The organism is Actinokineospora guangxiensis, assembly GCF_042657845.1.
Taxonomy (GTDB): domain Bacteria; phylum Actinomycetota; class Actinomycetes; order Mycobacteriales; family Pseudonocardiaceae; genus Actinokineospora; species Actinokineospora guangxiensis.
The window spans coordinates 505,823-527,366 of record NZ_JBHSKF010000003.1 but is presented as its reverse complement, the minus strand read 5'-3'; the positions used below and the strand labels follow the sequence as shown (position 1 = coordinate 527,366).

Annotated in this window: 18 protein-coding genes; 8 read left to right on the top strand and 10 right to left on the bottom strand. The window is 74.2% G+C overall.

The genetic code is table 11. From position 1 onward, the window contains the following. Nucleotides 1–9: 9 nt before the first annotated feature. Complete coding sequence (gene pdxR, locus ACFPM7_RS09240) at nucleotides 10–1,410, top strand: MocR-like pyridoxine biosynthesis transcription factor PdxR (protein WP_378245951.1); 1,401 nt, start codon at nucleotides 10–12, stop codon at nucleotides 1,408–1,410. Here pdxR and ACFPM7_RS09235 read toward each other — a convergent pair. After that, a complete protein-coding gene (locus ACFPM7_RS09235) occupies nucleotides 1,407–2,798 on the bottom strand; it encodes a class II fumarate hydratase (RefSeq protein ID WP_378245949.1) in 1,392 nt (463 codons plus the stop codon). The genes pdxR and ACFPM7_RS09235 overlap by 4 nt on opposite strands. Nucleotides 2,799–2,894: 96 nt before the next feature. On the opposite strand from ACFPM7_RS09235, the gene ACFPM7_RS09230 reads away from it, so the two are divergent. Beyond that, the gene (locus ACFPM7_RS09230) at nucleotides 2,895–3,875 is read left to right on the top strand and encodes an NAD(P)/FAD-dependent oxidoreductase (RefSeq protein ID WP_378245947.1); all 981 of its coding nucleotides are present in this window, start codon (nucleotides 2,895–2,897) and stop codon (nucleotides 3,873–3,875) included. Nucleotides 3,876–3,956: 81 nt separating this feature from the next. On the opposite strand, the gene ACFPM7_RS09225 is transcribed toward ACFPM7_RS09230, so the two are convergent. Further along, nucleotides 3,957–4,574 (bottom strand): L,D-transpeptidase, encoded by a 618-nt coding sequence (locus ACFPM7_RS09225; protein ID WP_378245945.1) that lies wholly within the window; start codon nucleotides 4,572–4,574, stop codon nucleotides 3,957–3,959. Between the two features lie 84 nt (nucleotides 4,575–4,658). Continuing rightward, the gene (gene glpX, locus ACFPM7_RS09220) at nucleotides 4,659–5,714 is read right to left on the bottom strand and encodes a class II fructose-bisphosphatase (RefSeq protein ID WP_378245943.1); all 1,056 of its coding nucleotides are present in this window, start codon (nucleotides 5,712–5,714) and stop codon (nucleotides 4,659–4,661) included. Between the two features lie 836 nt (nucleotides 5,715–6,550). Here glpX and ACFPM7_RS09215 point away from each other — a divergent pair. After that, nucleotides 6,551–7,558, top strand: coding sequence for a DUF4245 domain-containing protein (locus ACFPM7_RS09215; RefSeq protein WP_378245941.1), 1,008 nt, complete (start codon nucleotides 6,551–6,553; stop codon nucleotides 7,556–7,558). Between the two features lie 84 nt (nucleotides 7,559–7,642). Here the strand turns inward: ACFPM7_RS09215 and ACFPM7_RS09210 are convergent, their stop codons facing one another. Genes ACFPM7_RS09210 through ACFPM7_RS09195 form a run of 4 tightly spaced genes read right to left on the bottom strand, consistent with a single transcriptional unit; the run spans nucleotide 7,643 to nucleotide 10,059 of the window. Then, entirely contained in the window at nucleotides 7,643–7,846 is a 204-nt protein-coding gene (locus ACFPM7_RS09210) for an exodeoxyribonuclease VII small subunit (RefSeq protein WP_378245939.1), read from the bottom strand. Beyond that, nucleotides 7,843–8,241 carry a sugar ABC transporter substrate-binding protein gene (locus ACFPM7_RS09205; protein ID WP_378245937.1) on the bottom strand — a complete coding sequence of 133 codons (399 nt, stop codon included), beginning with the start codon at nucleotides 8,239–8,241 and terminating at the stop codon, nucleotides 7,843–7,845. Before ACFPM7_RS09205 ends, ACFPM7_RS09210 begins: the two co-directional genes overlap by 4 nt. Before the next feature lie 4 nt (nucleotides 8,242–8,245). Next, nucleotides 8,246–9,487 (bottom strand): exodeoxyribonuclease VII large subunit, encoded by a 1,242-nt coding sequence (xseA, locus tag ACFPM7_RS09200; RefSeq protein ID WP_378245935.1) that lies wholly within the window; start codon nucleotides 9,485–9,487, stop codon nucleotides 8,246–8,248. Next, on the bottom strand, nucleotides 9,484–10,059 hold the full coding sequence (locus ACFPM7_RS09195) for a lipid droplet-associated protein (RefSeq protein ID WP_378245933.1): 576 nt from the start codon (nucleotides 10,057–10,059) through the stop codon (nucleotides 9,484–9,486). The genes xseA and ACFPM7_RS09195 overlap by 4 nt, the downstream gene beginning before the upstream one ends. An 87-nt stretch (nucleotides 10,060–10,146) precedes the next feature. Here ACFPM7_RS09195 and ACFPM7_RS09190 point away from each other — a divergent pair, with 87 nt between their 5' ends. Continuing rightward, nucleotides 10,147–11,115 (top strand): 4-hydroxy-3-methylbut-2-enyl diphosphate reductase, encoded by a 969-nt coding sequence (locus ACFPM7_RS09190; protein ID WP_378245931.1) that lies wholly within the window; start codon nucleotides 10,147–10,149, stop codon nucleotides 11,113–11,115. Nucleotides 11,116–11,126: 11 nt separating this feature from the next. On the opposite strand, the gene ACFPM7_RS09185 is transcribed toward ACFPM7_RS09190, so the two are convergent. Further along, nucleotides 11,127–11,801, bottom strand: coding sequence for a DUF6542 domain-containing protein (locus ACFPM7_RS09185; protein WP_378245929.1), 675 nt, complete (start codon nucleotides 11,799–11,801; stop codon nucleotides 11,127–11,129). A gap of 86 nt (nucleotides 11,802–11,887) precedes the next feature. Beyond that, on the bottom strand, nucleotides 11,888–12,844 hold the full coding sequence (gene rmuC, locus ACFPM7_RS09180) for a DNA recombination protein RmuC (RefSeq protein WP_378245927.1): 957 nt from the start codon (nucleotides 12,842–12,844) through the stop codon (nucleotides 11,888–11,890). 98 nt (nucleotides 12,845–12,942) lie between these two features. Between rmuC and ACFPM7_RS09175 the strand changes: the two genes are divergently transcribed. The 4 genes from ACFPM7_RS09175 (at nucleotide 12,943) to guaB1 (ending at nucleotide 19,698) form a co-directional block, all read left to right on the top strand. Continuing rightward, the gene (locus tag ACFPM7_RS09175; protein ID WP_378245925.1) at nucleotides 12,943–14,091 is read left to right on the top strand and encodes an exonuclease SbcCD subunit D; all 1,149 of its coding nucleotides are present in this window, start codon (nucleotides 12,943–12,945) and stop codon (nucleotides 14,089–14,091) included. Next, nucleotides 14,088–17,003 (top strand): AAA family ATPase, encoded by a 2,916-nt coding sequence (locus tag ACFPM7_RS09170; protein WP_378245923.1) that lies wholly within the window; start codon nucleotides 14,088–14,090, stop codon nucleotides 17,001–17,003. Before ACFPM7_RS09175 ends, ACFPM7_RS09170 begins: the two co-directional genes overlap by 4 nt. 312 nt (nucleotides 17,004–17,315) lie before the next feature. Further along, nucleotides 17,316–18,248 (top strand): hypothetical protein, encoded by a 933-nt coding sequence (locus ACFPM7_RS09165; protein WP_378245921.1) that lies wholly within the window; start codon nucleotides 17,316–17,318, stop codon nucleotides 18,246–18,248. 16 nt (nucleotides 18,249–18,264) lie between these two features. Next, a complete protein-coding gene (guaB1, locus tag ACFPM7_RS09160) occupies nucleotides 18,265–19,698 on the top strand; it encodes a GMP reductase (RefSeq protein WP_378245919.1) in 1,434 nt (477 codons plus the stop codon). A gap of 18 nt (nucleotides 19,699–19,716) precedes the next feature. Here guaB1 and ACFPM7_RS09155 read toward each other — a convergent pair whose 3' ends face one another. Further along, a complete protein-coding gene (locus ACFPM7_RS09155; RefSeq protein ID WP_378246339.1) occupies nucleotides 19,717–20,985 on the bottom strand; it encodes a PhoH family protein in 1,269 nt (422 codons plus the stop codon). Nucleotides 20,986–21,544: the final 559 nt, after the last annotated feature.

Here is a 21,544-nt window from a genome sequence, read left to right as displayed (position 1 = left end):
CATCCGGCCATGCCGTCGACGGGCAGGACCGCGGTGATCGGGGTGCCCGCGCGGGAGTTGCTGCTGGCCAGGGGCGGGCGCGGGCGGTCGGTGGAGGTCGGGCTGCGGCAGGCGATCCGGGACGGCGCGCTGGCGGCGGGGACCCGGCTGCCGTCGAGCCGGGACCTGGCCGCGCAGCTCGGGGTCGCGCGCGGGACGGTGACGGCGGCCTACACCCAGCTGGTCGCCGAGGGGTACCTGACGGCCAAGCGCGGGTCCGGGACCACCGTGGCCGCGGTGACGGCGGGCGTTGAGGAGGCCGCGCCCGCGGTCAGGTCCGCGCGGTGGGGGTTCGACCTGCGGCCCGGCATCCCCGCGCTGGGCGCGTTCCCGCGCGCGGAGTGGCAGGCGGCGGCGAAGGCGGGGCTGGCCTCGCTCAGCGACGACGAACTCGGCTACCCCGACCCGGCCGGGCTGCCCGCGCTGCGCGCCGAGCTGGCCTCCTACCTGGGGCGGGTGCGGTCGCTGCCCGCCGCCGACGTGGTGGTGACGCACGGGGTCGCCGAGGGCCAGGCGCTGCTGGCGTTCCTGCTGCGCGCCGACGGGCACCGCGCGATCGCCGTGGAGAACCCGACGCACCCCGGCTCGGCCGAGGTGTTCGCCGCGCACGGGCTGCGGCCGGTGCCGGTGCCGGTCGACGAGGACGGCCTCGACGTGGCCGCGCTGGCCCGCAGCGGGTGCCGGGCCGTGCTGGTCACCTCCGCCCACCAGTTCCCGCTGGGCGTGGTGCTCGGGCCCGCGCGGCGGCGCGCGCTGGTGGAGTGGGCGCGCGGCTGCGACGGCATCGTGCTGGAGGACGACTACGACGCCGAGCACCGCTACGACCGGCCCGCCGTCGGGCCGGTGCGCACCATCGACCGCGAGCGCGTCGCCTACCTCGGCAGTGTCAGCAAGGTCCTCGCGCCCGCGCTGCGGCTGGGGTGGCTGGTCCCGCCACCGGCGCTGCGCGAGCGGGTCGTCCAGCGCAAGCGCTTCTCCGACCTCGGCTGCTCGCCGCTGCCGCAGGCCGCTCTCGCGCACCTGCTGCGCACCGGCGGCTACGACCGCCACCTGCGCCGCACCCGCCAGCTCTACCGGCGCCGCCGCGACGCCCTGCTCGACGCCGTCGCCGCCCACCTGCCCGACTGGCGCCCGCACGGGGTAGCCGCGGGGCTGCACGTCGTGCTGCGCCTGCCCGAGGGCTCCGACGACGCCGCCCTGGAGCGCGCCGCCGCCCGGCGCGGCGTGCACGCGCCCGCGCTGCGCGGCTACACCCTGGACGGGCGCACGCCGTTCCCCGGGCTCGTCGTCGGCTACGCGGCGACGAGCCCGGACCGGCTGCGCGCGGCCGTGCGCGAGATCGCCGCCGTGCCTGCCGCGGAGTACCGCTAGGCGCCGCCGAGGGCCATCCGCAGCACGTCGAGGGCTTCGTCCAATTGGGACTCGGTCAGGGCGCCGGACTCCAGGTGGCCTCGGGCGATGACGACCTCGCGGATCGTGCGGCGCTCGGCCAGGGCCTGCTTGGCGATCGCGGCGGCCTCCTCGTAGCCCAGGTAGCGGTTGAGCGGCGTCACGATCGACGGGGAGGACTCGGCGTACTCGCGCATCCGCTCGGCGTCGGGCGTCGCGCCCGCGATCACCTTGGTGGCCAGCAGGCGCGAGACCGCGGCCAGCAGCCTGCTCGACTCCAGCACGTTGCGCGCGATCACCGGCAGCATGACGTTGAGCTGGAAGTTGCCCTGCGTGCCCGCGAACGCGACGGCCGCGTCGTTGCCGATCACCTGGGCGACGACCATCATCGTCGCCTCCGGGATCACCGGGTTGACCTTGCCCGGCATGATCGAGGAACCCGGCTGCAGGTCGGGCAGGGCCAGCTCGGCCAGGCCGGTGCGCGGACCCGAGCCCAGCCAGCGCAGGTCGTTCGCGATCTTGAACAGGGCCACGGCCGCGGTCCGGAGCTGCCCGGACAGCTCCACGACCGAGTCCTGCGTGGCCTGCGCCTCGAAGTGGTCGGGGGCCTCGGTCAGCGGCAGCCCGGTCACCCTGGCCAGCTCGCCGGCGACCGCCGCGCCGAAGCCCTCGGGCGCGTTGAGGCCGCTGCCGACCGCGGTGCCGCCGATCGGCAGCTCACCGACCCTCGGGAGGGTCGTGGTCAGCCGGGTCGCCGCGGCGCGGACCTGGGTGGCCCACGCGCCCGCCTCCTGCCCGAGGGTCACCGGTACCGCGTCCATCAGGTGCGTGCGCCCGGACTTGACCAGGTCCGACCACTCGGCCGCGCGGGTCTCGATGCCCAGCGCCAAGGCCTCCAGGGCGGGGAGCAGGTCGGTGACGACGGCGTCCACCGCGGCGACGCGCAGCGTGGTGGGAAAGGTGTCGTTGGACGACTGCGAGGCGTTGACGTGGTCGTTGGGGTGCACGTCGCGGCCGAGGGCGCGGGTGGCGAGGGTGGCGATGACCTCGTTGGCGTTCATGTTCGACGAGGTGCCGGAGCCGGTCTGGAACACGTCGATCGGGAAGTGGTCGTCGTGCTCACCCGCGGCGACGGCGTCGGCGGCGGCGGCGATGGCGGCGGCGAGGTCGTCCTCCAGCACGCCGAGGCGGCCGTTGACCCTGGCGGTGGCGGCTTTCAGCAGGCCGAGCGCGCGGATCTGGGCGCGTTCGAGGCCGCGGCCGGAGATCGGGAAGTTGTCGACGGCGCGCTGGGTCTGCGCCCGCCACAGCGCCTCGGCGGGGACCCGCACCGCACCCATGGTGTCGTGCTCTGTTCGGAACTCGGGCATAACTCCAGTCTTGCCCCAAACTCCGCGGTGGGCAGCGTCAGCCGGCTCTCATAGGGTGGTGTGAGGACGCCCACCACGCCCGGAAGCAGGTACTTCATGACCGCTCCGATCGATACCGACCTCCTCGTAGTCGGCGCGGGGCCCACCGGCCTCTTCGCCGCCTACTACGCCGGTTTCCGCGAACTGTCGACCGTGGTGGTCGACTCGCTGCCCGAACCCGGCGGCCAGGTCACCGCCATGTACCCGGAGAAACTGATCTACGACGTCGCGGGCTTCCCGGCCGTGCGCGGGCGCGACCTGGTCTCCGCGCTGGTCGAGCAGGCCGACCAGTGGAAGCCCACCTACCTGCTGGGCAGGCGGGCCGCGGCGCTCACCGAGGTCGACGGCCGGTTCGAGGTCGCCCTGGACGGCGATGTGGTGGTGCGCGCCAAGGCGGTGCTGGTCACCGCGGGCATCGGCGAGTTCACCCCGCGCCCGCTGCCCGCGGGCACCGACTGGCTCGGCCGCGGCATGATGCACTTCGTGCCGTCGTTCGAGGACCACCGCGGCCACCACGTGATCATCGTCGGCGGCGGCGACTCGGCCTTCGACTGGGCGCTGGCCCTGCACCCGGTCGCCGCCAGCGTGACGATGGTGCACCGCAGGGCCAAGTTCCGCGCCATGCCCGCCACCGTCCGCCAGGTCCAGGACCTGGGCGTGCCGATCATCACCGACGCCGAGGTCGTCGCGTTGCGCGGCGGACCCGCCGGGCTGGCCGAGGTGGAGCTGGCCGTCAAGGGCGTCGACGTGAACCCGGTGCTGCCCGCCAACACCGTCGTCGCCGCGCTGGGCTTCACCGCGGACCTGGGGCCCATCGAGTCGTGGGGCCTGGAGATCCACCAGCGGTCGATCGCGGTCGACTCGACCATGCGCACCGCGCGCGAGGGCGTGTACGCCGCGGGCGACGTGGCGGCCTACCCCGGGAAGGTGAAGCTGATCGCGACCGGCTTCGGAGAGGCGGCGACGGCGGTCAACAACATCGCGGTGGCGCTGGACCCGGACGCGCACCTGTTCCCCGGGCACTCCAGCGGGAGCTGACGCGCCGGAGCCCTGCCGACCGCGCCAGGCAGGGCTCAGCCGTGTCTGGTCTCCAGCACCAGGCCCCAGCACACCGGCCCGTCAGCGCACCACCTGCACGACGGACCCCACTCGCAGCTCGGCGAAGTACGTGGCCGCGGCGGCGGGTGACAGGTGGATGCAGCCGTGGGACTCCTCGGTGAGGCTGCCTTCGTGGAAGGCGATGCCGCCGTTGAAGAAGACCGAGTACGGCATGGGCGCGTTGTCGAAGATGCTGCTGCGGTGGTGGCGGTTCTTCCAGCCGACCTTGAAGGTGCCCGGCGGGGTCTCCCAGCCGCGGCGTCCGTGGGTGATCGGGACGGGTCCGTAGACGGCCTTGCCGTCGGCGATCAGCCAGGACTTGTTGGCCGACAGGTCGATGCAGGCGTCGGCCGTCGCGGCGCAGGGCGTGCCCTTCGCGTTGCCCACCGGCGCGGGTGTGGTGGGCCGGGCGGTGGTCGGTCTGGTCGTGGTCGGCTGCGGTGTGGTGGGGCTGGTCGGCTCGGCTGTCGTCTGCGGGGCCGATGTCGTGGCCGATGTCGTGGCCGATGTCGTGGCCGATGTCGTGGTCGATGTCGTGGTCGCAGGGGCGGCGTCCGGCTGCTCGGATGCGGTTCCCGTCCCGCATGCCGTCAGTGCCACGACCGTCGCCGCCCCCAGCAAAGCGTGTCGGATGCGCATGGCCGCTCCTCGCTTCTCCGGCGGTTGGTCTCCACCTTGAAGACGACACCGGAACCCACGGAGTTGTCGGCCGCGACCGATCCGTTATGGCAGCGGCGGAAGCTGCTCCTCGCCCTGCTCGATGTCGAAGTCGACGGAGGCGTACTCGCGCAGCTTCGTCAGCCGGTGGAAGCCATCGATCATCCGCACCGTGCCGGACTTGGACCGCATGACGATCGACTGCGTGGTGCAGCCGCCGGAGCGGTAGTGCACGCCGCGCAGCAGGTCGCCGTCGGTGATGCCGGTGGCGCAGAAGAACACGTTGTCACCGCGCACCAGGTCGTCGGTGTGCAGCACCCGGTCGAGGTCGTGCCCGGCGTCGCGCGCCTTCGCCCGCTCGGCGTCGTCCTGCGGCCACAGCCGCCCCTGGATCGCCCCGCCCATGCACTTGAGCGCCGACGCCGCGATGATCCCCTCCGGCGTCCCGCCGATCCCGATGAGCATGTCGACTCCGGTGTTGGGCCGCGCCGCCGAGATCGCCCCCGCGACGTCACCGTCGGAGATGAAGTGGATGCGTGCACCGGCCGCCCGCACATCGCTCACCAGCTGATCGTGCCGCGGCCGATCGAGGATGCAGACGGTCACGTCGGAGACGTCGGTGTGCTTGGCCTTCGCCACCCGCCGGATGTTCTCGGCGACCGGCGCGGTGATGTCGATGACGTCGGCGGCCTCCGGCCCCACGGCGAGCTTCTCCATGTAGAAGACCGCCGACGGGTCGAACATGGCCCCCCGCTCCGCGGCCGCGAGCACCGCGATGGCGTTCGGCATCCCCTTGGACATCAGCGTCGTGCCGTCGATCGGATCGACCGCCACATCACAGTCCGGCCCATCCCCGTTGCCCACCGCCTCCCCGTTGTAGAGCATTGGCGCTTCGTCCTTCTCCCCCTCCCCGATCACCACAACCCCCCGCATCGACACGGTCCCCACCAGCTTCCGCATGGCATCGACCGCCGCCCCGTCACCACCGTTCTTGTCCCCACGCCCCACCCACCGCCCCGCAGCCATCGCCGCCGCCTCGGTGACCCGGACCAGCTCCAGCGCCAGGTTCCGATCAGGCGTCTCCCGACGACGGGCGTTGCTGGACGTGGACGCGCTGCTCATGCTGCCTCCCGGATCGACGGCTGACCCGCGAATCCTCCCAGACCCGATCGTTCCAGTGCCCACTCAGCGACCGGTGCCCCTCGTCACGCTTGATCGGCGGAATGGCGGGCTGATCAGGGAGAACGGTGGTGTGGAGAAGGGTGATCCCGGCGGCGGAGGTCTGGGGTGACGGCCTGGAGGGTGGGCTGTCGACAGGTGGGAGGGGAGGCGGACAGGCCGGGAGGTGGGGTGCGGAGTGGCGGATGCGGCCCGGCGGTGGAGCGTGCGGTGGTGGGCACGCGTGGAGTAGTTGGCCGTGCAGTGGTGGGCAGACCTGGGGTGGAGCGGGGGGCACGGAGTCGCGGGCAAGGCAGGGAGGGGGCGGGCCCGCCCGGAGCGATGGGCCCCGCTCCGGGGCAGAGCGCCGGACGAGCGTGGAGTGGCGGGTCGGCTTGCGGGAGCGGGGTGGCAGGTGGGCGGGTGGAGAACGGGGGCGGTGTCGCGGGGTGGCGGATCGGCCTGCGAGGGCGGGGTCGCAGGTGGAGGACGTGGGCGACGGACGCGTGGGGGGCGCGGGGTCGAGGGCGGGGCGGGTGGAGAAGGTGGGCGGCGGACGTGCGGGAGCGTGAGCCGGGCAGTGGCACGTGCGGGCGGAGAGCTTGAGGCTTCGGCACCAGGTGGTGTGGATGGAGTGGGTCGTCGGCGGCTCTGCGAGGTTGGCGAGGAGGTGGCCAGGGACCTGGAGAGCGGTCGATGACTCTTGGGACACGGTGGGGGAAGTGTGGAGGCGGCCGGCGGGGCAGAGGTGACGGGCGGAAGTCGCGGGGACGGAGGATCGTGAGAGGGTCGCGGAGGAGATGGTGAGTCCCTTCGGTGGTGGATGCTCGGCGAGCAGTGAGTGGAATCGAGAGCCAGTGGTGAACGGTGCAGTGACGGGCGCGGGTGGGCACGGCGACGGACACGACGGCGGGCACGGAGTGGACAGGCACGCTGACGGGCAGTCGGGCTCGGGCTCGGGCTCGGGCTCGGGCTCGGGCTCGGGCTCGGGCTCGGGCTCGGGCTCGGGCTCGGGCTCGGGCCAGGATCGTTCGGTTGGTGCTCGGGCGGGGGCGGTAGGCGCAGGTGGGAACGTGGTCCACGGTGGGGAAGTTGTCCACGGTGGGGAAGTTGTCCACGGTGGGACCTCAGGTAGTGCCGTTGGCGGATCGGGAGCTGGCGGTGGAACGGGTGCCGGCAGTGGAACGGGCGCCAGCGGCGGAGCAGGTGCCAACGGCGGGGGTCAGGGGGCGATGCCTGCGGCGACGGCGAAGAGGCTTTCGCAGTCGTTGCGGGACATGGTGTGGTCGTTGGTGGCGTTGTTGGTGATCATCGGGATGTTGTTGGTGTTCAACCGGGGGTGCTCGTTCAGTCCGGGTGGGCCGTCCGTTGATCCGTCGAGTGCGCCCACTGTGGATCTGGAGGGCGTGCTTCCCGGGCGGGCCAAGGCAGTTGACTTCGGGGTGCGGCTGCCTGCTGTGCCCGCGGGGTGGTCGGCGAACTCCTCCAGCACGGGGGCTGTGCCGCCCGCGTCGGTGGTGGTGCGGGTCGGGTGGCTCACGCCGGAGCGGTTCGTGCAGTTGAGTCAGTCGGGGGCGGAGGAGGGTGAGCTGGTTCGGGTGGAGACCGACATGGAGGAGCCGGTGGCTCGGGGGCGGGTTGAGGTGGGGGGTACTCAGTGGACGGTCTACGCCGGACGGCGCGACGAGGCCGTGTGGGCCGCCGATCTCGGGGACGCGCGGGTGGCGATCACCGGCACGGGGACGGAAGAGGAGTTCCGGGTGCTGGCCGAGGGAGTCGTGGAGGCCGCGCCGCTGCCGGGGGAATGAGGTCATGACTCCACGGTGCCGAATCGAACGCCAGTTCGACAGGACACGATGGAGTGATCCGCCCCTAACCGTCCGTGGAAACGGTCAGGCGTCGGTGTCGGCGGCGGCCAGGGCGGTTTCGACTCGCTCGCGGGCGCCCGCCAGGTGGTGGTCGCAGATCTTGGCCAGCTTCTCGCCGCGCTCCCACAGCGCCAGGGACTCCTCCAGGGACAGCCCGCCCGCTTCCAGCGTGGCCACGACCGAGGCCAGTTCGTCGCGGGCCTGTTCGTAGCCCAGCTCGTCGCTCACCGCGCGGCGCTCCTTGAGTAGACGCGGACCAGGGCGGTGGCCACCGCCTGGTCGTAGCCGACGAACGCTTCGGCGAACTCGGCGCCGTCGCGGTCGGCGACGGCGTCGACGATACGGGCGGCGGCGCGCTCCATGCGGCCGCGGTCGCCGGGGCCGAGGCCGCCGGCGTAGGCCGAGGTCGCGACGCCGAGGTCGCGCAGGCGGTCGGGGAGGGCGCGGCGGGCCGGGGCGTCGCAGTCCGCGAGCAGGGCGGCCCAGCAGTCGGCGGCGGCCGCGTCGGCGCGCAGGGCGTCGAGGTGGACCTGGCGGACGTCGGGATCGGCGGTCGCCTCGGCCGCCAGGGTGGCGGCGGTGGAGACGGTCAGGGGCAGGAACGTCGAGTCGGTCCTGGCCACCGCGTCACCCTCCTTCGCCTGCCGGTTCCCGGTCGCCGGTGGCGACCGCGTGGAGGGCGCCGTCGGCGACCCGGATGCGCAGGCGGGCGCCGTCCGGTGCGTCCACCAGGGAGCGGAGGACGCGAGCGGACCCGTCGGCATCGGTGTACTGGACCACCGCGTACCCGCGGTCAAGAGTGGCGGCTGGCCCCAAGGTCGTCAAGCGCGCCCGGGTCGCGATCAGGGCTGTTTCCTCGGCGGTCACCCGACCGAGCACCGCGCGGCGGGTGCGGGCGGTGAGGGCGGCGACGGCGTCGGCGTGGCGGTCCAGAGGGGTGAGGGGGTCGGCGAGGACGGGGCGGCTGCGCAGGGACTCCAGGAGCCTGCGCTCGCGGTCGACCCAGCCGTGCAGGGCGCGGCGGGCGCGGTCGCGCAGCTGGCGCACGCGCGCGGTCTCCTCGGCGACGTCGGGGACGACGCGCTTGCCCGCGTCGGTCGGGGTGGAGCAGCGCACGTCGGCGACGTGGTCGAGCAGCGGGGTGTCCGGCTCGTGGCCGATGGCGCTGAGCACCGGGGTGCGGCAGGCCGACACGGCACGGCAGAGCGCCTCGTCGGAGAAGGGCAGCAGGTCCTCCACGCTGCCGCCGCCGCGGGCGATCACGATCACCTCGACGTCGGGGTCGCGGTCCAGCACCGACAGCGCGTCGACGATCTGCGGCACCGCGAGCGCGCCCTGCACGGCCACGTTCTCGATGCGGAAGGCCACCGCGGGCCAGCGCGCGGACGCGTTGGCGATCACATCGCGCTCCGCGGCGGACGCGCGGCCGGTGATCAGCCCCACCTTCTTCGGCAGGAAGGGCGGGCGGCGCTTGCGCTCGCGCGCGAACAGTCCTTCGGCGGCCAACAGCCGCCGCAGCCGCTCGATGCGCGCGAGCAGCTCACCGATGCCGACGGCGCGGATCTCCTCGGCGCGCAGGCTGATCGTGCCGCGGTTCATGAAGTAGGTCGGCTTCGCGTGCACGACGACGCGGGCGCCCTCGCTCAGCGTCGGCTGGGCGCGCATGAGGTTCATCGAGCAGGTGACCGTCATCGACACGTCCGCGGCGGGGTCGCGCAGGGTGAGGAACGCGGTGCCGGTGCCGGGCCGCGCCGAGATCTGGGTGAGCTGGCCCTCCACCCACACGGTGCCCAGCCGGTTGATCCACTCGGCGATCTTGCGGGCCACCGTGCGGACCGGCCACGGCTCCTCCGGGGTGGGGCCGCTCACGTCTGGTCGCGCACCGTCGCGATGCGACGGGTGAGCATGCCCACGAAGGACGGTCGGTTCTCGGTGCCGCGCTCGTAGGCCAGCAGCTCCTCCAGCTCGGCGACGGTGAACGCCCGCAGGCGCGCGCGCAGCTGGGGCAGCGACAGCTCGTCGTAGTTCGCCACCGAGGTGGGCGGCTCGACCGGGGTGCCCGCGATGGCCCGCTCCTCGGCCGACCAGGGGTCCTCGGCGTCGTCCTCGCCCAGGTCGGGCTCGTCGTCGGCCCGGTCGAAGGCCGAGGCGCGCGGGTCGCTGGGCGCCGGGTCACCACCGAGGTCGCCCTCGACGTCGATGTCCTCGTCGAAGGTCGCCCACTCGGGGCTCTCCTCGACGGGCAGCAGCGCCGCGAGCGCCTCGTCCCCCCGGATGGCCAGCTCGGTGACCTGCTGCTGAAGCCGCATCGAGGCCTGCAGCGCCTGGCTGACCACCGTCACCGGGAGTCCGGCGAGGGTGCTGGGCAGGTCGCGGGCGCGCTCCACGGCCGTCACGGCCAGCCCGGCCGCGACCCGCAGGGGCAGGGGGAGGCTCTTCATGGCCCCTAGCCTGCCCGAGCGCGCCCGCCAAGCCCAGAGCGGGGCACGCCACACACGGCCGCGCCGGGGCGCAACTACCCTGGGGGCATGACTGCTGCGAACCCGACGCCGGGCAAGCGCGTGCTGCTGGCCAAACCGCGCGGCTACTGCGCTGGTGTTGACCGGGCCGTGGAGACCGTCGAGAAGGCGCTGGAGACGTACGGGGCGCCGGTCTACGTGCGCAAGGAGATCGTGCACAACAAGCACGTGGTGGACACGCTGCGCGAGCGCGGCGCGATCTTCGTGGACGAGACCGACGAGGTGCCCGAGGGCGCGCTCGTGGTGTTCTCCGCGCACGGGGTCTCCCCCGCCGTCCACACCGAGGCCGCCGAGCGCAACCTGCGCACGATCGACGCGACCTGCCCGCTGGTGACGAAGGTCCACAACGAGGCCCGGCGCTACGCCAAGCAGGACTACGACATCCTCCTCATCGGCCACGAGGGCCACGAGGAGGTCGAGGGCACCGCGGGCGAGGCCCCGGAGCACATCCAGTTGGTGGACACCGCCGAGGACGTCGACAAGGTCGTCGTGCGCGATCCGTCCAAGGTGATCTGGCTGTCGCAGACGACGCTGTCGGTGGACGAGACGATGGAGCGGGTCGACCAGCTCAAGGGCCGGTTCCCGAACCTGCTGGCCCCGCCGAGCGACGACATCTGCTACGCCACGTCCAACCGCCAGCACGCGGTGAAGACGATGGCCCCCGAGTGCGACCTGGTGCTGGTCGTCGGCTCCACCAACTCGTCCAACTCCAAGCGCCTGGTCGAGGTCGCGCTGCTGGCGGGCGCGAAGGCGTCGTACCTGATCGACTTCGCGCACGAGGCCGACGAGGCGTGGCTCGACGGCGTGCAGACCGTGGGCGTGACCAGCGGCGCGTCCGTGCCGGACAACTTGGTCATGGACCTGCTGGTGTGGCTGGCCGAGCGCGGCTACGCCGACGTCTCGGAGATCACCACGGCGAACGAGAAGATCGTGTTCAGCCTGCCGCCGGAGCTTCGGCGGAAGATGAAGTCCGGCTGAGCCCGGCGGGCTCAGCGCTCCGGGCGCGGCCTGCGGCGCTGCCCGCGCTCGTCGTCGCGGTCCTCCCGCGCGGGCCTGCGCGGGCGGCCGGAGTCCTCGCGCGGCCGGGCGCGCTCGGGCTTGCGCGCGGGGTCGGCGGGCTTGGGCCTGCGGCGCGGCGGCGGCGCGTCGTCGGCCTCATCCGCGGCGGGGCGGGACTTGGCGGCGGCCTTGACGCGCTTGCGCGGGTCCGGGTCCTTCTGCAGGAAGAGCCGCGCGACCCCGATCGCCAGCACCACGCCGGTGGTGATCGCCATCGTGGGGAAGTTGCTGGTCAGCGGCAGCGCGACGTTGAACACCAGGCCCTTGAGCCCGCCGCTGGCGCCCGCCCCGAGCGCCACGTTCGCCCCGACGGAGACCAGCGCGAACACCAGCGGCGGCTGCACGACCGGACCGAACAGGTTGCGCCTGCGCACCAGGCAGACGGCGGCGACGCAGCCCGCGACGAACGCGACCTGGAAGATCGTCCCCAGGGTGTCGTTGGCCTTCATGTCGATCACGGCGCCGACGGCGCTGAGCCCGACGGCCAGCAGCACCGCACCCCACCACGGCAGCCCCCGCGACCGGCCGAAGAGAGGGCGTTCGTCCCAGGCTGGTTCCGCGCGCTCTTCATCAAGCTCGGCGCGGCGATCGCGAGTGGCTGTCACGCCCGCACACGTTAGCCGTTCGGCGCACCGCGCCGGCGGGCGTCGTCCGTTGCCGCGCCGAACGCCTGTCTGGCGTGCGAGCGCGGTCACCCGTCATGGTGCACAGGTGTGCCCTGGACGGGGGAATCGCCGTTGACGGCGATCTCGTCGGCCTGCCGCAGCGCGGGCAGCGGGGTGGGGTTGGCGGTGGACTCGCTGAGCGGCACGACGGAGGCGCGGAACTGCTCCAGGGCCTCCAGCTCGCGGCGCCGGGCGGAGACGAAGCGCTGCAGGTGGGTGCTGGAGAGGTTGAGCGCGTCGATGGCCCCGCCCGCGGCCCGGTGCGCGGCGGCGGCGCCCGCGCGGACGGCGGCGACGTCCTCGACGATGACCCGCTCGGTGGCGGCGAACAGCGACGCCGCGGCGACCACGCCGAAGCCGGTGGGCCCGCAGAGGAAGACGCGGCGGTCGAGCAGCCAGCGCAGCAGCTCGGGGTCGGTGTCCAGGGCGGCGACGACGGCGGCGTCGGAGGGCACGAACATGACGGTGCCGTAGATCGCGTCGGCCCAGCGCTGGTAGCCCTTGCCCGCCAGCTCGGCGGCGCGGGAGCGGATGTGGCGCACGTGCACGCGCAGCGCGTCCAGGCGCTCCTCCGCGTCGTCGGTCTCCACGGCCTCGGCCCAGCAGGCCAGGCTGGCCTTGGCGTCGACGGGCACGCGCCTGCCGTCGCCGACGAGCAGCAGCAGGTCGGGGCGGGCCGCGCCGCCGCCCGCGACATCGGTCTGGACCTCGAAGTGCAGCCCCTCGCGCAGGCCGAGGGCGCGCGCGGTCTCGATCAGCACGCGTTCGCCCAGCTCGCCGCGGCCGTGGATGGAGGCGAAGGCGACCTCGTAGCGGCGCAGAGCGGCCTGGTGGGCGTCGGAGCGGGCGCGCTCGCCCGCGACCTCGGCGCGGGCGGCGTCGACGCGGCGGGAGCTGTCGGCGTAGAGGCGCAGGAACAGCGCCACCGCCCCGATGAGCAGCAGGGCGAGGACGGCGGTGAGGGTGCCAAGGACGGCGGTCACGCGATCATTGTCCCCGACGCGGGCGCGGATCCGGCCGAACGCCCGTTCGACGGCGTGCCTCCCCCGATCGGGTCGAAGATCGCCCTACCGTGGACGCCATGCGGCTCCTGCACACCTCCGATTGGCACGTGGGCCGCACTTTCCACGGCCGCGACCTGCTGGCCGAGCAGGAGTCGGTGCTGGGCGGGCTGGCCGACCTGGTGGCCGACGAACGGGTGGACGCCGTCGTCGTCTCCGGCGACCTCTACGACCGCGCGGTGCCCTCGGCCGAGGCGGTCGGGGTATGCGGGCGGGTGCTGCGCCGGATCTCCGACGCGGGCGCGCGCATCGTGATCACCCCTGGCAACCACGACTCCGCGCCGCGGCTGGGCGCCTTCGCCGACTTCGCGACCGCGGGCGGGCTGCACCTGCTGACCTCGGTGCGCGACCTGCACACCCCGGTCCTGCTGGAAGACGCGCACGGCCCGGTGGCCGTCTACGGCGTCCCGTACCTGGAGCCGGACCCGGCGCGGGTCGTCTTCGGCGACCCCGGGCTCAAGGGCCACAGCGGCGTCATCGGCGAGGCGATGCGCCGGATCAGGGCCGATCTGGCGCGGCGCCCGGCGGGCACCCGGTCGGTGGTGCTGGCGCACGCGTTCGTCATCGGCGGGGAAAGCAGCGACTCCGAGCGCACGATCGCCGTCGGCGGCGTGCCGCACGTGCCGGGGGCGCTGTTCGACGGCGTGGACTATGCCGCGCTCGGGCACCTGCACGGCCCGCAGGTCCTGGCCGAGCACCTGCGCTACTCGGGCAGCCCGCTGGCGTACTCGTTCTCCGAGGCCCGGCACCGCAAGTCGGTGTGGCTGGTGGAGCTGGACGCGGGCGGCCTGGCCGGGGTCGAGCGCCGCGAGCTGCCCGTGCCGCGTCCGCTGGCGACGCTGCGCGGGGCGCTGGAGGAGCTGCTGGCCGACCCGGCGCACGAGGCCGTCGCCGACCACTTCCTGTCAGTGGAGCTGACCGACCCGGCCCGCCCGATCGATGCCATGCGCAGGCTGCAGAAGCGCTTCCCGCACGCGGTGCACCTGGAGTGGCGCCCGCAGGGCCGCGTCGAGGTGCCGCGCAAGTACGGCGACGCCGTGCGCGGGCGCGACGACGAGGCCGTCTCGTGCTGCTTCGTGGCCACCGTGCGCGGCACCGAGGCGACCGAGACCGAGCAGGCCATGCTGCGGACCGCGCTGGCCGAGGTCGCCGGGAAGGAGCGGGATTGAGGCTGCACCGCCTGGAGCTGACCGCGTTCGGGCCCTACCCGGGCACCGAGGTGGTCGACTTCGACGCGCTCGGCGCCGAGGGCCTGTTCCTGCTGCACGGCGACACCGGCGCGGGCAAGACCTCGCTGCTGGACGCGGTCTCGTTCGCGCTGTTCGGCAGCGTGCCCGGGGTGCGGCAGGACGCCAAGCAGCTGCGCTGCCACAACGCGGCGGAGTCCGCGCACACCGAGGTGTCGCTGGAGCTGACGGTGCGCGGCAGGCGGCTGCGGGTCAAGCACAGTCCGGAGTACGAGCGCCCGAAGCGGCGCGGGGACGGGTACACCAAGCAGCAAGCGACAGCCTCGCTTACCTGGCTGGACGACGAGCACGAACCGTTGACCCGCATCGACGAGGTCGGCCGCACGGTGCAGCACCTCCTGGGCATGACCAAGGAACAGTTCTTCCAGGTCGTGCTGCTGCCGCAGGGCGAATTCGCCCGGTTCTTGCGCTCGGAGACCGACGAGCGCGCGAAGCTGTTGGAGCGGCTCTTCGGCACCGAGCGGTTCCAGCGGGTCGAGCACTGGTTCTCCGATCACCGCAGGGCGCTGCGCGCCGAGGTCGAGCGCGCCGGGGTGCTGGCGGGCGGTTTGGCGGGCCGGGTGGCCCAGGTCGTCGGCGTGGAGCCGCCGACGGAGCCGGACGAGCCGTGGCTCGCCGCCCTGGAGGCCGCGGCCCGCGACGCCGCCACCGCCACCGCGGCCGAGCTGGCGGCGGCCAAGCGGCTGCGCGAGCGCACCGAGGGGGAGCTGACCGAGGGGCGCGCGCTCTCCGAGCGGGTCCGCCGGGTGCGCAGGGCGGGCCAGGAGCTGGCCGAACTGGCCGCGCAGGCCGGTGACCGGGCGGGCTGGGAGGCCGAGCTGACCGCGGCGCGGCGCGCTCTCGGCGTGGTCGCCGCGCAGGAGGGCCTACGCGTGGTGGAGCGCCAGGCGCAGGCCGCCGCCGACACCTGCGCCCTGCGCCGCGATCAGGCCGTGGAGCTGGGCTGGGACACCGCGGGCGATCCGCGCGCCGCGGCGGGCGCGCTGCGCGAGGAGGCGGGCGAGCTGGCAGGCCTGGTCGCCGAGGCCGAGCGCCAGGCCGAGGACGAGGCCCGCGTCGCCGAGCTGGCGGCCAGGCTGGCCGCGGTCGACTGGGACGCCCTCGGCGCCGAGGCCGACCGGATGACCGTCGCCGTCGCCGAGGCCCGCCAGAGCGTCGCCGACGCCGCGCACGCGGTCGCCGCCGTGGACGGGCTGCGCGCGTCCGCCGAGGCCGCCGCGTCCGCCGTCCGCCATGCCGCTGAGCTGCCCGTGGCACAGCGGGCGTTGGAGAAGGCCGCCCGAGACCACACCGACGCCGTGGACGCCCACCAGAACGCCCGGGAGCGGCTGCTCGACGTCCGGCAGCGGCGCCTGGCGGGCATGGCCGCCGAGCTGGCCGCCACGCTGGACGGCCCGTGCCCGGTCTGCGGTTCCGCCGAGCACCCCGCGCCCGCCCGCGCCGCCGACCCGGTCTCCGCCGCCGACGAGCAGAGCGCCCACGACGACGAGCAGCGGGTCCTGCGCCGCCGGGACACCGCGGCGAAGGCGCTGAGCCTGGCCGAGACCGCGGTCGAGGCGCTGCGGGAGAAGCTGGCCGGGTGGGACGACCCGGCCGCCGCGCACCGCGCGGCCCAGGACGCCCACACCGCCGCGCGCGAGCTGGCCGCGACGCACGCCGGCCGGGTCGGCGCGCTGGAGCGGCTGGAGCGCGCCGTGGAGGACGCCGACCGCAAGCGCACGCGGCTGGCCAAGGACACCGCGTCGTGGGAGGCCGAACGGGCCGAGGTGCTCGCCGTGGCCGCCGACCGCGAGGGCAGGCTGGCCGCCGCGCGCGCCGGGTTCGACTCGGTTGCCGAGCGCCGGGCGCACCTGCTGGCCCTCGGCGCGGCGCTGGACGCCGCCGCCGACGCGCGCTCGGCCGCGGCCACCGCCGAGGCGCGGGTCGCCGAGCAGCGCGCCGCCCTCGACGCCGCCGTGGCCGCCGCGGGCTTCGCCGACCTCGCCGCCGCGCTCGACGCCGCCCGCGAGGACGAGCTCATGGCCAAGCTGGACGACCAGCTCGCCGAGGCGCGCCTGCGCAAGTCGACCAACCTGGAGATCCTCGCCGACCCCGAGCTGTTCGGCGTGGACGGCGACACCGTCGTGGACCTGCCGCCGCTGGTCGAGGCCGCCGACGCCGCCCGGGTGCGTGCCGAGGAGGCCGTCGCCGCGGCACGGGTCGCCGGCGCCCGCGCGGACGCACTCGGCGAGCTGGCCGGGCGGCTGCGGGCGGCCTGGCGCGAACTGGTCCCGCTGGCCGAGACCTTCGCCGAGCTGGACGCGCTCACCGACGTGGTCAACGGCCGCGGCCAGAACACCGCGCGGATGTCGCTGCGCGCCTACGTGCTGGCCGCGCGCCTGGAGGAGGTGGCCATCGCCGCCACCGACCGGCTGCGCCGCATGTCCCAGGGCCGCTACGCGTTCGTGCACGCCGACGGGGCGGGCGCGCGCGGCACCCGCGGCGGGCTGGGGCTCGACGTGCTGGACGACTACACCGGCCGGGTGCGCTCGTCCAAGACGCTCTCCGGCGGGGAGTCGTTCGTGGCCTCGCTGGCGCTGGCGCTCGGCCTGGCCGACGTCGTGGCCGCCGAGACCGGCGGCGCGGTGCTGGACACGCTGTTCGTGGACGAGGGCTTCGGCGCGCTCGACGCCGACACCCTGGACGACGTGATGGCGATCCTGGACGAGCTGCGGGCGGGCGGGCGGGTCGTGGGGATCGTCTCGCACGTGGAGGAGCTGCGGCAGCGGGTGCCGGTGCGGCTGCGGGTCGGGAAGACCAGGGCGGGGCCGACGCTGGAGCTGGTGAGCGGCTGAACCGGCGCCGCCGCGGACAGGGGGGCCGCACCAGGTGTGGCGGCCCCGGGCAGGGCGTTGGAGCCCGGGACCGCCCGACCTGGCGCCGCGGCCGCTCGTGCCGTGTCCGGCCGGGACGCCCGCGGTGGTGGTGCCACCCGGGTGGCCGGCGGCGTGCAGGGTGCGCGGCCGGGTTCCGGGCGAATGGGACCTCCTAGACACTGCTGCGCCGTGACGGCCGCCACAAGTGCGTACCGCGGGCAAGCGGAGCGTTTCTCGCTCTTTACCCACAGGTAGCGGACGCATACTGTGAACATTCACACCCATTCACAGATGGCGGAACGTCGAAGGGCACTCGTGGACCAACTGGCCGACGCCCTGCGCCGGGGGCCGTTCCACACCGCGCTGCGCACGGCCATCCAGACGCGCGGGCTCTCCCTGGCCCGGCTGCGCGCGCACCTCGGGCGGATGGACGTGCGGGTCGCGGAGTCGACGCTGAGCTACTGGCAGCGCGGCGTGCGCCACCCCGACCCGCTGCACGCCCTGGGCACCGTGCGGGCGCTGGAGACCGTGCTGGGCCTGCCGCCGGACTCGCTGGTGGTGCTGGTCGGCCCGCCGCAGCGCGGCCGCGGCCGCAAGCCCAACGCCTCCTTCGCCGAGCTGATCACCGCCGGGCCGACGACCCGCGACCTGCTGCGCGAGCTGGGCGTGGACCCCGAACAGGTCAACGCCGACCTGGAGGTCCGGATGATCACCGAGCGGGTGACGATCGGGGCCGACCGCTCCCAGGGCAGGGTGGAGACGCTGAACGCCTCCGTCGCCCACGCCGAGGGCATCGACCGCTACGTCGCGGTCTACCACGGCGAGGTCGGCGGCGACGCGGAGAAGGTGCGGGTGAGCGCGGGCGACGGGTGCAGGCTGGGCCGCGTCCGGCGCGAGGCCCATGTCGTGGTGTTCGAGCTGGTCTTCGACCGGCGGCTGGCCAAGGACGAGACCGTGGTCCTGGGCTACACCGTCGAGGACGACACCGGCATGCCCTGCCCCGGCTACTACCGGCTCTTCCGCGCCCCCAGCGGCCCGTTCCTGCTGCAGTACCAGCTGCCGCCGGAGAACCTGCCCGCGCGCATGGTGCAGGAGGTGCGCAGCAGCGACGCGCTGCCGCCGTCGCTGTCCCGGGAGCTGTACTGCGACCGCGGCGGCGTGGTCAGCGCCTACTACCCGGGCATGGAACCGGGCATCGCGGGAATCGCCTTGGAGTGGGAGTGAGCACTAGGTTGATGCGGTGCGCTTCCTTCACGGCGATCCCGGCCACGACCTGACCTACGACGACGTCTTCCTGGTGCCCGGCCGCTCGGCCGTGGAGAGCCGCTTCGACGTTGACCTGTCCACATCGGACGGGACCGGCGCGACGATCCCGATCGTGGTGGCCAACATGACCGCGGTGGCGGGCAGGCGGATGGCCGAGACGGTCGCCCGGCGCGGCGGAGTGGTCGTGCTGCCGCAGGACGTGGCGGTCGAGGCGGTCGCCGACATCGTCGCCTGGGTCAAGTCCCGGCACACCGTGTGGGACACCCCGCTGGTGCTGACCGCGGGCGACGCCGTCGCCGACGCGCTGAACCTGCTGCCCAAGCGCGCCCACGGCGCGGTGATCGTGGTCGACGGCGACGGCAGGCCCGTCGGCGTGGTGGACGAGCACGCCTGCCACGGCGTCGACCGGTTCACCCGCCTCGGCGAGATCGCCGAGGACGTGCGCCCGCTGCCGCTGGACTCCGCGCCGCGCGCGGTGTTCGCGCACCTGGTCGAGCACCCGGCCAGGGTGGCCGTCGCGGTGGACGCGGGCGGCAGGCTGGCGGGCGTGCTGACCGAGAAGGGCGCGCTGCGCACCGAGATCTACACGCCCGCCGTCGACGGCGCGGGCAGGCTGCGCGTAGCCGCGGCGATCGGGGTCAACGGCGATGTCGCGGCGAAGGCGTCCGCGCTGCTCGCCGCGGGGGTGGACACGCTGGTGGTGGACACCGCGCACGGCCACCAGGAGAAGATGCTGGCCGCGCTGAAGGCGGTGCGGGCCATCGACCCCTCGGTGCCGCTGGTGGCGGGCAACGTGGTCACCGCCGAGGGCGTGCGCGACCTGGTCGACGCCGGTGCCGACGTGGTCAAGGTCGGCGTCGGACCGGGCGCGATGTGCACCACGCGGATGATGACCGGCGTCGGCAGGCCGCAGTTCTCCGCGGTGCGCGAGTGCGCCGACGCCGCGCGCGAGCTGGGCAAGCACGTGTGGGCCGACGGCGGTGTGCGCCACCCGCGCGACGTGGCGCTGGCGCTGGCCGCGGGCGCGGCGAACGTGATGATCGGGTCGTGGTTCGCCGGGACCTACGAGTCCCCCGGCGACCTGCTGCGCGACGAGGCGGGCCGCGCCTACAAGGAGTCCTTCGGCATGGCGTCCAAGCGCGCCGTCTCGGCCCGCACGCGCGCCGACAGCGGGTTCGACCGGGCGCGCAAGGGCCTGTTCGAGGAGGGCATCTCCTCATCGCGCATGCGGCTGGACCCGGCCGCGCCCAGCGTGGAGGACCTGATCGACGCGATCTGCTCGGGCGTGCGCTCCTCGTGCACCTACGCCGGGGCCCGCACCGTGGCGGAGTTCCACGAGCGGGCCGTGGTGGGCGTGCAGTCGGCGGCGGGCTTCGCCGAGGGCAGGCCGCTGCCCAGCGGCTGGTGAGCGGCCTGCCCCCGGCGGCTACATCGTGTGGTCCTCCAGCAGCTCGGTGACCAGGGCCGCGATCGGCGAGCGCTCGCTGCGGGTCAGCGTGACGTGCGCGAACAGCGGGTGGCCCTTGAGCTTCTCGATCACCGCGGCGATCCCGTCGTGGCGGCCGACGCGCAGGTTGTCGCGCTGGGCGACGTCGTGGGTGAGCACGACCCGGGAGTTGGTGCCCAGTCGGGAGAGCACCGTCAGCAGGACGTTGCGCTCCAGTGACTGGGCCTCGTCGACGATGACGAAGGCGTCGTGCAGGGACCGGCCGCGGATGTGGGTCAGCGGCAGGACCTCCAGCATCTCCCGGTGCAGGACCTCCTCGATGACGTCCTTGGAGGCCAGCGCGCCGAGGGTGTCGAACACCGCCTGCGCCCAGGGCTGCATCTTCTCGGTCTCGGAGCCGGGCAGGTAGCCGAGGTCCTGCCCGCCGACGGCGTACATCGGGCGGAAGACGACGACCTTGCGGTGCAGCCCGCGCTCCAGCACCGCCTCCAGGCCCGCGCACAGCGCCAGCGCGGACTTGCCGGTGCCCGCCCGCCCGCCGAGGGAGACGATGCCGATCTCCTGGTCGAGCAGCAGGTCCAGCGCGACGCGCTGCTCGGCGGAGCGCCCGTGCAGGCCGAAGGCCTCCCGGTCGCCGCGCACGAGCTGGACGCGCTTGTCGGAGGTGACCCTGCCCAGCGCGCTCTGCCCGCCCGCGTGCAGCCGCAGGCCGGTGTTGACGGGCAGGTCGACCTCGACGTCGAAGCCGACCGGGTCCAGGGAGTCCTCGGCGAAGAGGGCGTTGATGAAGTCCTGGCCGACGGAGAGGTCGGCCATGCCGGACCAGCCGGAGCTGACCACCTCGCCCGCCCGGTACTCCTCGGCGACGAGGCCGACGGCCGCGGCCTTGACGCGCAGCGGGATGTCCTTGGTGACCAGGGTGACGCCCGGTTCCTCGGCGGCCAGGTTCAGCGCGCAGGCGAGGATGCGGGCGTCGTTGGCGTCGGTGCGGAAGCCGGCGGGCAGCACCGACGGGTCGGTGTGGTTGAGCTCGACGCGCAGCGTGCCGCCGTCGTCGCCGACCGAGATGGGCATGTCGAGGCGGCCGTGCTTGACCCGCAGGTCATCGAGCAGGCGCAGGGTCTCCCTGGCGAACCAGCCGAGTTCGGGGTGGTGCCGCTTGCCCTCCAGTTCACTGATCACCACGAGCGGGATGACCACCGAGTGCTCGGCGAACCGGGTCAGCGACCACGGGTCGGACAGGAGCACGGAGGTGTCGAGGACGAAGGTGCGGGCTGGGCCGCCCTCCGCGTCGGACGACTCCCCCGCGGTGGTGCGGGACTGGCCTGAGGACTGGCTGGCAGTGCGCCTGGACGTAGCGGTCACGGCAAACTCCCTCGCGGACGCGGCACCGCGTCCACTCCTCGACGGGCCGGGCACCTGCCCCAGCGGGACCTACAACCGCGGTCCACGGGGGCCGGGTGCCTGCCCCCTCGCCAGTTCGCTCACGACCAGGGCCTCCCGGGTCGAACCGCAATGGTCACGGCCCGACACCACCAAAGCTACCTGCGAGGACCGACGATCGGCAGGCTGCCACACAGGTGGTTTCCGGTTTGTCCATCACGTGGTCGCGTGCACGCCAGGTGATCGCCCCAGGCAGCGCCCATTCTGGACACGTGACACGCAGGGTGAGCGTGGTCGTCACACGGTCGAGATGAGCACTCCGGCGTCAGCGCGACGTCAGCCGCGCAACCAGTCACGATGACTCGCACGCAGCGTTCGAGATGATCACCTAACGAGTAACGAGCAGGCCGCCGAGAACTCGAAT